At 66.4% G+C, this 13,684-nt stretch carries 7 protein-coding genes and 1 pseudogene; 7 read left to right on the plus strand and 1 reads right to left on the minus strand.

The features are described from left to right. The first annotated feature begins 495 nt into the window (after positions 1–495). The 7 genes and pseudogenes from AB0A61_RS17940 to AB0A61_RS17970 all read left to right on the plus strand — a co-directional run bounded on the left by AB0A61_RS17940 (position 496) and on the right by AB0A61_RS17970 (position 11,821). Positions 496–1,329: a hypothetical protein gene (locus AB0A61_RS17940; RefSeq protein ID WP_361292715.1), complete on the plus strand. Its 834-nt coding sequence runs from the start codon at positions 496–498 to the stop codon at positions 1,327–1,329. Then, complete coding sequence (locus tag AB0A61_RS17945) at positions 1,326–2,111, plus strand: hypothetical protein (protein ID WP_351728173.1); 786 nt, start codon at positions 1,326–1,328, stop codon at positions 2,109–2,111. Before AB0A61_RS17940 ends, AB0A61_RS17945 begins: the two co-directional genes overlap by 4 nt. An 855-nt stretch (positions 2,112–2,966) precedes the next feature. Continuing rightward, positions 2,967–3,089, plus strand: a pseudogene (locus tag AB0A61_RS17950) (helix-turn-helix transcriptional regulator); the annotation flags it as partial. Positions 3,090–3,677: 588 nt separating this feature from the next. Further along, positions 3,678–4,139, plus strand: coding sequence for a hypothetical protein (locus tag AB0A61_RS17955; protein ID WP_229901339.1), 462 nt, complete (start codon positions 3,678–3,680; stop codon positions 4,137–4,139). Positions 4,140–4,198: 59 nt separating this feature from the next. Next, positions 4,199–5,449, plus strand: coding sequence for a hypothetical protein (locus AB0A61_RS17960; RefSeq protein WP_189310312.1), 1,251 nt, complete (start codon positions 4,199–4,201; stop codon positions 5,447–5,449). Beyond that, entirely contained in the window at positions 5,446–8,745 is a 3,300-nt protein-coding gene (locus AB0A61_RS17965; protein ID WP_361292718.1) for a hypothetical protein, read from the plus strand. The genes AB0A61_RS17960 and AB0A61_RS17965 overlap by 4 nt, the downstream gene beginning before the upstream one ends. Positions 8,746–8,914: 169 nt before the next feature. Beyond that, positions 8,915–11,821 carry an RNaseH domain-containing protein gene (locus AB0A61_RS17970; RefSeq protein WP_361292720.1) on the plus strand — a complete coding sequence of 969 codons (2,907 nt, stop codon included), beginning with the start codon at positions 8,915–8,917 and terminating at the stop codon, positions 11,819–11,821. A gap of 399 nt (positions 11,822–12,220) precedes the next feature. Here AB0A61_RS17970 and AB0A61_RS17975 read toward each other — a convergent pair whose 3' ends face one another. Then, positions 12,221–13,318, minus strand: coding sequence for an IS110 family transposase (locus tag AB0A61_RS17975; protein ID WP_361292722.1), 1,098 nt, complete (start codon positions 13,316–13,318; stop codon positions 12,221–12,223). Positions 13,319–13,684 lie beyond the last annotated feature (366 nt).

Here is a 13,684-nt window from a genome sequence, read left to right on the forward strand (position 1 = left end):
CGCATGAAGGAAACGTCGTAGGCCGCCATTCACATCGGACGCCGTCGGACGTGAGCCGAGCCCCTCACAGCCGCAATGCATTCCGCTGCCTCGCCTTGGACTGAGCAAGTCCGTGCCCCGATCCAGCGGCCAATACGGCAGCGGCGAACTAGTGTCCTGCGCCGGAAATCCATGGGTAGATCCATGGCGCCGCCGAAGCTTGGTCTCGGCCGCGGGCCAGGCGTGTTGCCAGTTCGTGGCACATCCCGAACTGCCCATGAACTTCCGGCGCGGGGCACTAGGTCACCGCCAGCACTGCGAACAGAGAGGCGTAACCGCCCAGTTCGCGCGCAAGTGCGGCCCCGGCGAAGGTCGCGATGGGCCGCCGACGGAGTCGGGGGCCCATTTGGTTGTTGGCAGTCGAGGGTGGGCCGGCCTAGGGCCCGGGTGTGGATCCTCGCACCAGGACAACGAATCCGACCGGTGTTGTCAGTGGGGCCGTGCAAACTGGATGCCGTGACGACACCCGACGTCCGAGGACTAGAGCAGCTTGAGCGCGCCGTCCTAGACGACGCTGCCTCTCTCGCCACTGCGCTCCGGCAGTGCCTCATGTTGGCCGGCTACGCGCGCCATGAGGAGCTGCGCGCATGGGCGCTGAAAGAGCTGGAGGGGTACGCCGCGTCCGATGAGCTGCCCTCTTACCGGAAGGTGCCAGCCGCGCTCGAAGTCGTGGTCGATCTCTACCTTCCAGGTCAGATCATTCGGGACAATACCCAGCGGGTCAGTCCAAACCAACTACCTCAACACGCCCAGGATCGCGGCATCGGGGAGAGCGCGCCGATCCGACAAGGAGTACGGGAACTCGAAGCGCTGGTCGCCCGCACCGACAGGGCGTCGGTACGCCTGAGCCCGCCCGGTTCTGCCGACTACGCCCTACTGATGACGCAGGAGCAGCATCAGCAGGGAAACGAAGGTTCCCAGATCACCTCTCTGCACTGGGACGTCTCCGTCGCCAGTATCGCGGGCGTCCTCGATCAAATCAGAACACGTCTGACCCAGTTCGTCGCGGAAGTGAGAGCAGCCATGCCCCCGGGCCAGCAGAACCCGAACCCCGACCAGATCAACTCGGCCGCGCAACAGGCCCTCAACATCACAGGAGGCGACGGCTCCACTTTCAACATCGTGGCGCCGAACGCGAAAGCGGACCGCGGCGGCACCGCGAGCGCCAACGTCAATGAACCCGCGCCCGCGACTCCGCAGCCCTGGTGGCACCGCACCTCGGTCATCTGGGGTGCCATCGCCGCTCTGGGGACGGTTGCTGGCGTCATCGTCACCGTGGCCGTGAAGTGAGATTCCGCCGAAGCCGCCTCGACAGACTGGAAGGCGACGTCCTCGACGAGAGCCGCCCGCTCGCGCCGATCTTGCGCCAGGTGATCACCCTGGGCGGGCACGCTCACTCCGAACCGTTGCGGGCCTGGGCGCTGCGGGAACTCCAGGGTTACGAGGGCACGGACGTGCCGATTCCCGACTACCGGAGAATCTCAGCCCCCCTGGTGATGGATGGCCTCGCTGGGATGTACCAGTTTCGGGAGCAGCCGGTCAGCATGTTCGACCTGCCGGACTTCGCCCGTGACAGCCTGGGCGGCGAACTTCGCCTCGGGCAGGGCGTCGGCCAGATCGAGTCCCTCATCGCCGGAAATCCTGGCCAGACTGTGCAGCTCGGTCCGGCCATGGCTGCCGACCTGGCCGTGTTCATGAGCCAGAACTCGCCCAGGCAGGTTCTCAGGCTGTACTGGGCTGTGCACCCGTCAGCCCTGGAGGGCATTCTGGACCAGGTCCGCACGCGACTCGTCCAGCTCGTCGGGGAGTTGCGGGCCGCGATGCCACAAGGGCAAAAAGATCCGACACCGGACCAGGTCGCTCAAGCACTCCAAAGCATCAACATCATCACGGGCGACAACTCCTCTGTGACCGTCACGGCGCCTATTGCGGTCGCGCGCCATCGTGGATCAGCGCGAGCCGAAGTCAGCGGAGGGGCCCAGCAAACCTCTGCGCGGACAGCGATCGTCTGGGCCGTCTCGGTCGCCCTGGTTGCAGCCGCGGCGGTCATTGTCTGGGGGGCGTGGTCCTGAAGCGAGCTGACCCACGAGGGCACATGAGCCTGAGAATCGGCCGCGTACCGCGCCTCCAGGTCCTCCAGCGCGTCGCGAGCGCTCTGCTCACCGACGGTCTGCAGATCGGGGTCGATGAAGAACGGTGACCTGGCCCGGCGCAGCGCTGCGGGCACGTACTCCGGCAGTGCCCGGTGCACCAGCCAGCCAAGGACGCTCTCCCAGCGGGTGGCATCGGGGATGAGATACCACCGCTGGTCGCCCTCCGGCGACGTCCAGGCCGCGACCACCGGCTCCCCGAGCGAGTCGACGAGGATGGACGGCAGCTCGCCCACAGCGGGGTGGTCCGCCCTGCCGGAACGGTAGCCGTCGTACGACTGAGAGCCGTACAACTTCAGACTCCACCACGGTGCACCCTCGGGGCGGGTCAGCAGCCGGATCGCCAGATCACGGTCAGCGCCCTCCAGACCCGGCGCGATCTCGGGCCGCATCCCCTTGGGCAGGCGCCGACCAACGGCGCTGGTGGACTGGTCACCGAGGTGCACGGAGGCGTCCACCGACGAGAACACGTTACGGGGACGGTCCCCTTCGGCGTGGCCGACGACGGCGAAGACCGGCGCGACCTCGCCACCCTGTCGTGCACCACGGCTCCTTCGCTGGCCGGCCCTGCGACCGAGAGGCACAGACCGCGCGCGTCCTGAGGGGCGACCAGCGATGGCCCCAAGCTCTGGACGGTAGTTGCCCGCAACCGCCTTGGCCGGGATCAGGATCGTCCCGTCGTGAACAGTTGCAGTGAACTGTTCACTACGTTTTGCTTCCGGTATGGCACAGTCCCTCCGTCCCCAGGCCCTGCAACGCCAACGACTGTTCAGAGAGATGAGCGTGGAACAGCTCGCCGAGGCTGTAGGGGTTACGCCACGTGCTGTACGCCACTGGGAAGCGGGAACACGGACTGTTGGTGACCGAGCTTTCGGCCGATTGCTAGAGGTTCTGCGATGTGGTGCGCAGGATCTGACAGGGCGCGAACCGGGTACCGAGAGCCTGGCCGACTTGCGTCGTGATGCTGGCTTGAGCACGGAAGAGGCCGCCTCAGCTCTACGACGCAAGCGTGGTGCACACGGTCTGCATATCAGCGCCGAGAAGATCCGCGATCTTGAACGCGGCAGACGTGTGCGCGGCTGGATGTGGGGATCTCCCGAGACCCTGGGGAGAGTGGCGCACATGATCGCCCAGGTCTATAGAGTCCCCGACCGGGTGGTGATGGATGCCTGGCGCCGCAGCCGCCCGGAGGACCCTCTCCCAGTGCTTCCCGTCCGACGTCCCCGTCAGCCTTCCGAGGAGTCGATGGCTGTATGGAGGGCCCTCAACGAGCGGCAACGTACCTATCTGACGTGCATCTTCCGTCACGACCAGGAGGTAGAGGAAGAACAGCGGCAGGCCCGCTTGGTGGGAGCGGAACAACGACCGGCAGCCGAATGGCGGCGCATGACGTTGGCGGTCTCCGCCTCGTCTGATGTAGTCGGGTACACCCGCATTCAGGAGGGGCTGCGCGCAGCGGGGGTACATGACCCAGGAGCTGGATCGTCGGTGGCCGCTTTGGAGCGGCGTGGCCTGATCGTCGTGTACCGGGACCGGCTGTATGTCGACGGTCTGGGGGATATCCCCCGTACCCGGGTGGAGATGACCCGGCACGGGCGAGCGGTGGCCCGTGCGGCCCTCGGGGCTCCCCGGGAAGCAGGACCACCTGCGCCGCTGCTGTCGTTGTGGCTCTGGAAGATCATGGTCCGGGTCGCGCGCGCCGGAGCGCAGGGGGTGGACGGCAGCCTCGCCGGGCGTGGGCCGCATTACCTGGCGGTGGGGCAAAGCCCTGATGGACGGACCCCGAGCCGGGGCTTCATCGTGTTGCGGCACCCCGACGGAGTGACTCACGGACCGTACCGGTGGTTCCTCACCGACTCCGGGCGAAGCCACATCGCCGACCACCTCGACGCCTACCGCGGCCTGTATCCCAGCATCGACACCGAGGGCCTCGACGAGAGCTCTGGCTGAACTCCCCTCGGGATTCCCAGGGCCCATTGTCAGTGGCCTGCCGTATGGTCCGGCACGTGATGCAAGCTGACGACACAACGGACATTCAGCAGACTCACGCACTGCTGGAAATCGTCAAGGCGTTCGCCGTGTGCGAGCACGCGATGGTCGGCGAGGGACTGGACGGGCCGAGACGCCTGGACCGCCTCATGGAGGCCCACGGCATCCTGATGGCGGCATGCGGCCCGGGGCACCTGATCCTGTTCGACGAACTCATGGGCAGGCTCACTGGCGACCGGGCTGGCTCCCTGGAAGGGCTGCTGCCCGACTGGATCGACAGCGAGGCTCTCGCTGGCGTGCGGCTCATGGACAGCGAGGGCGTTGCCACGGAGGACGGGTTCGACTTCCGGCACGAAGCCCAGCGCGTCCTGCGGGCCGCGCAGAAGGTCGGGAAGTTCACCGGGCAGGTAACGAAACCGAAGCTGGATGACGAGTACAGCCAGGAAGCCGTCTTCAGCGCGATCAAGGGCTCCTTCTACCAGAGGCACCGCACCACTCTGGTTGAGAACCCGACGGTGCCGACGGGCAGTCTCACGGAGCTCAAGCTGCCGTCCCGGGCGAACGACTTCTACAAGCCGATCGCCCAGTACGCGCAGTTCAACGGCTGGTGGTGGCCCTGCCCCGCCTGCAAGTGGCCGATGAAGGTGACAGCTGCCCGCACCGGCGCGCGCACAAGGGGCAGGGTGCGGTGTCTGTATCCCTGGCACGAGGAGACGGGCGCGTCGTACGAGTTCGTCGTGACCGCCCGGAAGAAGTCGGCCCCCGAACTGAGTCCGACGTTCGAATGCCGGGTCCCGTCCGGCCGGTTCGCACGCCTATGGACCGGGGCCGTACCGCACGTGCCGCAGGCCAAGCCAGCCGCAGAGTACATGGCGCTGGTACGGCCGGTGTGGCGCTACACCGTCATCCCTGGCCTACCCGAACTGGCCCTGCACCGAGCCGCCGCGGCGGCCCTGGAGGGAACCGCCTGGACATCACATCTGTGGCCCAACGGGGACCAGTGTGACCTGTGGATCACCCGCGAAGGAAGCGAACAGCCGCACTTTCCTGCTGACTTCAAGGACTACACCTGGCCGAATCACCTGGTCAGCAAACTTCATATGGACGGCGGCGATAAGGGCGGCGCCGAGTACCTGGTAGTGCCCGACCATCGCCAGGACCAGGTGGCCCAGCTCCACGCGGTGTGCCGCACATACAGGATGAAGGCGGCGATGACCGCGACGGACTACCTCGAGATGGTCATCACGCAGATCAAGGAGGGCAAGGCGTGAGCGGGGAGATGACGGGTAAGGAAGCCGGCCTGGCTGGAGCACTCGCTCTGGCCGCGCACTACTTTCCCCGCAAGGACGACGAGGGGCGCATCCTGGCCGGCTTCGAAGAAGCCACGTTCTTCGCCCACCGCAAGCCGCAGGCTTGGTCGGATTGGGCGAGCTTGCCAGTGGCCGAGCGGAACCTGATCCGTCAGGTGATGGCCTTGATGGCTCCCGAATGGACGGATGCGAAGAAACTCAGGGCCGCCGTCCTCGCGCTCCTAGGCGCCCTGGCCCCCGATCCCGACCTCGCGGACAGGTCGGGAGGTTCGCTGCGGCTGCCGGCCGGAGACCCACAGCTGGCCGAGGCGGTGATCCCCAGGGTGGGAGGGGATTTCCTCGGATACGCACAACGCGTCACCGGGCCGTTCTTCACCTTCGGCAAGCGCCCCAAGGCACAGGCGTTCGCGGGCCCAGGAACCCTCAAGACGAGGACGGCCTACCTGGGCCAAGAGCACGGCACGACCAGCAGGGAGATCCATATCCAGGCGACTCCCGGCTTCCTTGAAGCGCCCGGCCACGAGGTGCTCCCGCAGGTGCACACCCGCCCGCAGCGCGACCGGGTCGCGCCGACAGTGAACCAACTCCTGGATGTCGCCAAGATCCTTAGCGGCCAGGACAAGAGCGTCGCCTACCTGCACAAGGTGCTCAAGCGCTTCTTCAAGGCAATGAAGACGACCGACGGCGAGCTGACCGAACTGGACCTGACGTCCGGAGACCTGCAGGTCCTCAACGCCCCCACGGGAAGCGGCAAAACGGTACTCGTACGGGTCATGGCGTCCTGGGCAGCGCTCAACGACCGGCGGATCGCCCTCGCCGTCACCGATGTCCGCGCCACCCTGGACATGGCCTGGGACATCAACAACGACCTGGCCTATCTGCACAAGAACAAGCACCTAGCCGAGCCCGCTCACTGCACGCCGCTGATGTCCCCGTCGAGCATGCACCGGCGGGCCATGGACTACGCCGCCCTGGGTACCTCCACCCAGATCGACGAATGGGACCGGCGCGCCAGGACCGACATCGCGCTGCTGTCGGCCGGCTGCGCGCAGCGGGCGTTGATGGACCCGCCCACCCTGTATCCGTACGGGGAGGAGAACTGCACCTCGCTGACCTCTCCGGCCACCGGCTCCACCCGGCTCACCTGCTCCTTCGCCCCGGTGTGCGGCAAGTTCCAGCAGTTCTACCGGGCCACCGACGCGGCCGTGATCGTCACCAACCACGCCAACCTCCTGGAAGGCCGCACACGCATCGGCGTCGTCCTGGACGGGCAGGAGTTCCGCGGCAAGGCACGTGGCACCAGGGGCATGAGCGTGCTGGAGATGACGCTGCGCGCCTGCGATGCGCTGGTGATCGATGAGATCGATGCCTTCCAGACGGCCGCCATCAGCCGCTGTACCTCGGAGCTCACTCTGGCTTCCCGGAAACGGACGACCGCGTTGCGGGAGATCGACTCGGACGCCAGGAACCTGCCCGTCGTCCATGAGATGTCCCTTGCAGCGCCGGTCAGCCACGCGCGGCTCATGGCCGAGATGCTGCTGCTGTGGCTCTGCTCAGGCAGCGGGCTCAGGCTGAACCCGGGCAACGAGGCGGACAGCCCTGACGGGGCCAGCCGCGACAACACCGGCTGGCGCCTGGCCCGCTCGAGGGACCGTGAAATCCTTCAGCTCCTGTTCCCCCACCAGACCGCGGCCGACGACGTTCCGCCCGAGCTGTTCGCCTTCCTCGACGAGATCATGCCCGCCCGCTGGTACGCGGCCGGACCGGATGAGGAGGCCAAGCTTCCCGACGGAGCCGACTGGGACGCCATCCAAACAGCCCTGACGATCCTCACCGCGCAGCGCGGCCAGGACCACCTCACCGACACTCGCGACGCGATGCGCACGCTCCTGCGTGAGCTCGTGCCCGATGCGCATCAGCAGGCCGCCGTGGTGAACCTGTTGATCACCCGCACCGTGCTACGGGAACTCGACAGCGCGCTGGACGAGCTGCGCATGCAGGCCCAGACCCTGCGCTATCTCGACCTGGGATCGGTCCGCAAGATCCTTGAAAGCATGCGCAGCAGCACGGTCGCCACCCTCTACCCCCTGGCCATGCTGGGCCGCTCCATCCACGGCTACCAGGTCAAGGGCATGGACAAAAAGGAGCAGGAAGCGGAACTCCTGTCACGTTCTTTCGGCGGCGATCCGCACACCTTCGTCAGCGAACTCGGCGGCCTCACCGCCCTGCTGGCGGCCGGCGTGCAGCGTCCCGTCATGGGCCTGTCCGCCACCGCCTACCTACCACAGGCCGTACAGGAACACATCCATGCCCCGGTCCGCTGGTGGCTCCCCGACACCCGTCCGGAGTCCATCGTCACCCTCGCCACGCCTGTACGGGGCAGCAGCGGGGATGCCATGAGGATCGGGGGTCTCCCGCCAGAGCTGAAGCCCAACGCACTGCGCGATCTCGGCCGGGGCCTGTACGAGCAGCAGCTCGCCAAGCGCCTGGCCCGCCTGGAGAAGCACGAACCGGAACGGGCCCGCGTCATCCTCGCCGTCAACTCCTATGAGCAGGCCGCCTACCTCGCCTCCGGGGTGGCACAGGCCGACGGGCTGAACCACCGGATCTGCCTGCTGGTGAAGAAGCCGGAGAAACAGAACTACGAGGAGCACCTACCTGCCCACGTGGACCGGATGGTCCGCGAAGAGCTCAAGGAGTTCCCCGACCGCGGAGAGATCCTTATCGCCCCCCTCGCCGTCATCGGCCGGGGCCTGAACATCGTCGTCGGAACGCGCTCGGCAGTCCGCGACATCTATCTGTGCGTCCGGCCTGTCCTGAGCATCGAGGACACCGACTGGCTGCACGCAAGCGTCAACGCCGCCGGTTACAACACCCTTCCCGCCGGCGGCAGCGACGAGCCCTTGGCCGTCCTGCGCGCAGCAGGCGAAGCCTCCTGGAAGCAACTCACCAAGATCCTTCGCTCCCCGGCCCGGTTCTCCAACATGGACCACGACCTGCGCAAGGAACTCGTCGCAGGAATGCTCGTCCTGCTCATCCAGCTCGCCGGCCGTGCCCGGCGGGGCGAGACCGACATGACCCTCCACATCGTGGACCACTCCATCCACGACAAGAAGTTCAGCTCCGACCTGGCCACGATCATCGAACAGATCTACCGCGACTGGACTCCGAAACAGCGCGACATCATGAATGAGCTCTACGGTCAAGCGCTTCAGGCATTCCTGACCTATGCAGGGCTCGACCGCGAGACGCTCTGAACTGACCACGTCCGTCTCCGCCTTGCCGCGGCGGAGACGGACCCGCATCCTCTCCCAAACGGAGAGACCGAGAGACGAGGTACCCCCGCTCATGGGGCGAAGCAACACGCAGCGGGATCTCACCGCGCACACCACATCGATCCGGTGCACCCCCGAGCTCCTGGACGGCATGACCGCCCTGGTCTGGGACTTCGGCGACTACCACTCGCCCATCCGCACGGCCTGGCGGGATTTGGGGAGCACGGCCTCAAAGAACGCGAAATGGATCAAGGATGTCCAGGAATCCGACCCCTTCCTGGTCCCCTATTCCATCGCTGTCACCGTGCTCCAGCAGATCACCGATGGCTACGTCTACCTGGACAAGTACCTGGCCTTCATGGTGACGCTCAACCCCGTGGAGCCCGACGCCCTCAGGACGGTCTTCACTTACCTGGAAGGCATCGTCCGCCGGATTCCTCTGGATGAGATCCCCTTCGTGGATCCACCCACCTTGGCCCGACTGGTCGCGGACGTCGCTCCTGAGCGCCGAAGCCTGGCTAAGAACATCCTCCAAGAGGAAGACGGCAAGCCCGCCAGTCCGGACAGCTGGGCCTATGAGGCGGTGAAGTGGCACATCGCCAAGAAGCTGGCGGCAAAGCCCTTCCTCGACCGGGAAGTCGAGCCGGTCCGTGAGGCGTACGAGGCGACGAACGGCCAGGTGAAACACAGGACCGTCGGCTGGCAGCCCTCCGACAACGTCGCGGCCGTGCAGTACCGGCCCATCAGCAACGGTGACCTGATCGCCTGGGAACAGCCCATCGGCCCGGTCTTCGCCACCCTCGCCCACCCGGTCGACCTCGCCGAAGCGCTCAAGGCCCGTCCCGAGAACCCCACCCGCAGTCAAGTCCAGTACGCGCTGTCCCGCCTGTCGGTGAAGATGGCCACCTACACGGCCGAGCCGAACCCCGTCCTGAATCTTGACGCTCACATCCGGCGCATCAACAACACGGTGATCCACGCCAGCACCGTTCTCGTGGACCAGGGAACAGACCGGCCGATCATGTCTGTGTCCCTGGATGGGCGCGGTCTGCGGCAGACGAACAAGCATGCGCTGGAAATCCTGGCGAAGATGGACGCCGACCGGTCATCGCTCAACGCCATCGAGGAACGCGTCGCCGGTGAGCGCAGCCGCCTCAACGCCAGGGACGAAAATGGCAAGAGGATCGACATCCTGACTCCTCCTCCTGGCGCGATCAGGCCGACCATGCCGAAGACGGACTCCTTCGCTGTCGGTACCGGCGCCGGCATCTACCATCTCTCCCTGCTGCGGGAACACATCCAGCGAGTCTTCGGTGACGCCGTCTCCCTGCTCGACCTGAAGTCGAAGGGGAATGTCTTCGGTAAGCGTTCCCACGAGCCCGCCACCGCTGCCCAGGAGAAAGAGAAGAAACAGAAGAAGCAGGATGGCGAATACGTCGATCTCATCGGCAAGCCCTCCCCGGAGGGTATTCGCCGTTCCATCGAAGCGGCCGGATACAAGAAACTCCGCATCCTGTGCCTGTGGTACCGCGACGCGACCCTCACGCGGATGATCCACGGTCTCGCCCACCCCTACGGGCTGGACCCGGAGGGCATCGATCCGGACCCTGGCGGAAAGAAGTCCTTCCCGCTCGCGGACGGCATCGAAGCTGTCTTCTGCAACGCCGAAGCGCTGCTGGAGCACGGCCCCGGCACTCAGCGCGCCACTGACGCCCAAAGGATCGCCGGCACCTTCGCAGAACCCGGCGTCCTCCTCGCCGCCTGGTGTGAAACAGAGATCCCGGTGCGCGGCGAGGAACACGAGGGCATGAAGCCCGCCGAAGTGAAGACCGCCCTGGCGGAGAACGACGCCAAGCACCAAGTCGTCCGGGAGCTCGCCAAGGCTGCAGTGCCGTCCCAATTCCTCGTCGGCCGCGAGTACGACCCGTTCACCAAGACCTTCACCATCATCAAGAGGCCCGCGAAAGCCTTCGAGGATCACCGCGTCTACATGGGTCTGCTGGACCTCTACCGTTCGTGCGGGGTCGTGGACGACCGCTTCGAGCGTGCCCTCTACCCCGGCGACGACCCCTACCCGCTGCCCCGCATGGCCTTCTGCGGCATCCACATCCGCAAGCAGGCCACGGACCGCAAGTACAAGGGCCAGCCCAAAAGGATCATCACCGCCAGCGTGATCATCCCCTCCCCTGAACCCGGCGGCCCGTGGCGCATGATCGGCTGGAGCAACATCCACCCGCAGTGGGAGCACTACGCCCTCGCACAGAGCAACTTCCACGCCGCCAACTACCCTCTTCACACTGAAAACGGCGACGGCGAAATCCAGCGCTGGGCACAGGCCGGTGAAGACGTCCGCACCGCCCTCCAAGAGCTCCACGACGAACTCGACGGCCTGCCCTACGCCTTGATGATCGACGGTCACGCCAGCCGCCGTGTATGGCCCGGCCTCCACAACAACAAGCAGGGCCTCGGAAAAGATCCCGGGGACCCGCGCCTCTGGCTCCCCGCAAGCGGACTGCCCCGGTCCTGGAATCCGGTCAGCATCATCCGCATGAACTGCGCGCAGGCGGAAATGCCCCGTCTGGTCGCCGTCACCGAGAAGCAGAAGAACGGCAAGACCGTCCCGCTCAAGACCTCCAGCGACCTCTACTACCCGGAAGCACGGCCCGAAGGCCACCCCTGGTTCCTGTTCACCGAACCCCGCAACTACGGCAAGAAGCGCCATGGGCAGTGGAAGACCCGCTGGCGCGCCGACCCGGGGAAAGCATCGAAGAATGCCGACGAGCGCAAGGAGAACGAACTGAACGCACCCTGGTACAGCATGACCACCAGGGAGATCACCCCGATGCACACGCGGGACGGCTACGACCGAGAGATTCTCGCGGTTGCCGCGGCGCGGCTTTGTCACCAGGCGCTCTCCTGGTCAGACCGGACGCGATACCCGGCCCCGCTCCACGCCGCGCTTCAGATGGACCTTGGCCACCCCCAGTACCGACGCTCCGAGCCGAAGGACCCTGAGAGCATCGAAATCCTGAAGGAAGCCAGCGGCACCGACCTGTAGATACCGGGACGGCTCCGAGCCGTTCGGCGTGGCGGCCTCGAAGATGAGGCCGCCAGCCGAACGGCAGCAACGCTGGCCGCACTGCCCCTATAACGGGGCACCGCGATCTTCCGTCGATGGTTTGGACACCGCCTCCTGGTCGCGCTCTGAAGGCACACTGGCCAGTCGAGGGACTCGCATATTCGCGAAGGCAAAGCTGTTCGGCGAGCTGAGCGAACGTGTGTGCCGTGTGGTCGGCCAGGCCCTACCACGCCCGGCATCCTTGCTCCCGGTGCTCCAGAGCCGGGAGTCCAAGCGTCAGTGCCCGTGCTGCCGGACGCCGCACTCTGTCATAGCCCCCTCCATGCGGAAGCCCCGTCGTGATGTTTCCGACGGGGCTTCGCCGTATCACCGACGCCCCTATAACGCGGGATCGGTAGATGCCGTCCTGACCAGGCCGAAGACCTCTCGGGCGGCATACCGCTTGAGGCATCGGATGATCTCACGCCGGGTCTTGCCCTCCTGGGTGCGGCGTTCGAAGTACGCCTGGGTGCGCGGGTCGTGGCGCAGCCGGGTGAACACGATGCGGTGCAGGGCGGCGTTCGCCTGACGGTCGCCGCCGTAGTTGAGCCGGCGCGTGCTCCGACGGCCCGACGAATACTCGACGGGGCTGACTCCGCAAAGCGCGGCAAAGGATGCCTCAGTGTTCAGCCGCTCGGGGTTGTCTCCCATGGTGATCAGCAAGGTGGCCGCGCTGTCCGGGCCGATGCCTACCGGTACGAGTAGCTGTGGGGCGTGGTGTTCGACGAGCTGGGTCAGGCGTTGGTTCAGCTCATTGATCTGCCCGGTGAGCTGTTCGATGCGCTCGGCGAGCATTCTCAAGGTCATGTGGGTGGCCTGAGTCACCGCGTCCTCGCCGTCCTCACCGTCGCCTGGCCCGAGGCATGCGCAGGTGCGGAACAGCTCGCGGTTGCCCAGGCTGGACAGTCGTTCCCGCAGTGCGGGATCGGCGATGACCAGGACGGCTTTGAGCTGGTTGATCGCCTGGGTACGGGCCTTTACCGCGGAGTCCTTGGCGAGCTTGAAGATCCGGGCGCTGTGCACCGGACCGTCACCGGACTTGGCCTGGGCCCGGGCGCGGCCACTGAGCACGGCTCGCGCGGCGGCCTGCGCGTCGAGCGGGTCCGACTTCCCGAGCAGACGGCGAGCCGAGCGGTCGGGCCGGTTCACTTCGAAGACCTGAATCTGCTGGGCCAGCAGGTAGCGGGACAGGCCCGCGCCGAAGGTGCCCGTGCCCTCCACACCGGCCCGGCGCACCGTACCCCGCTTGCGGGCCCACACGAGCAACTGTCGGTAGCCGGCCGCCGTCGCGGGAAAGGACTCCGTTCCCAGGATCTTCCCGAGCGGGGAGATCACGGCGGCAACATGCACCTCGCCGTGCGTGTCCACGCCCAGGACGACCTCGCGCCGAACGGGCGGATCCGCGCTCGATGAGGTGCTGTGCTGTCGGGTCGTCATGATGGCGTGCCTCCCACATGCTGACGTACTGGGTGATGGCACCGGCCTGCTTGGGGCGGTCTGAACCGTGATGGCGCCTGAAACTCGGCAAGGCCCCTATAGGGACACGCCCTGTGGCTCGGTGGCAGGCAGCATCCCGCAACGACGGTCGACAGGTCCGTGACTGGACACTTCGGTCATAGATCTCACGAGTCAGACCCCGTCCGGGATGACACTGCACAACCGTCCCATCGATCGCGGTACAGCCGCGTGACTCGATCACTGCCGGATGACTTCGACCGAACCGATACTCAAACTGACTGAGCGGGCTGACAAGGCGTTGACTCTCGTCCACCCCTGACCGGCATTGACAGGGAGACGTCACGC

Origin of the sequence: Streptomyces sp. NPDC046197 (genome assembly GCF_040646295.1) — a bacterium.
In the GTDB taxonomy this organism is placed as follows: domain Bacteria; phylum Actinomycetota; class Actinomycetes; order Streptomycetales; family Streptomycetaceae; genus Streptomyces.

Bases quoted from the DNA above. Each gene is read 5' to 3' on its own strand.
- AB0A61_RS17970 (WP_361292720.1), top strand. From the start codon at position 8,915: ATGACCGCCCTGGTCTGGGACTTCGGCGACTACCACTCGCCCATCCGC.
- AB0A61_RS17975 (WP_361292722.1), bottom strand. From the start codon at position 13,318: ATGACGACCCGACAGCACAGCACCTCATCGAGCGCGGATCCGCCCGTT.
- AB0A61_RS17960 (WP_189310312.1), top strand. From the start codon at position 4,199: ATGCAAGCTGACGACACAACGGACATTCAGCAGACTCACGCACTGCTG.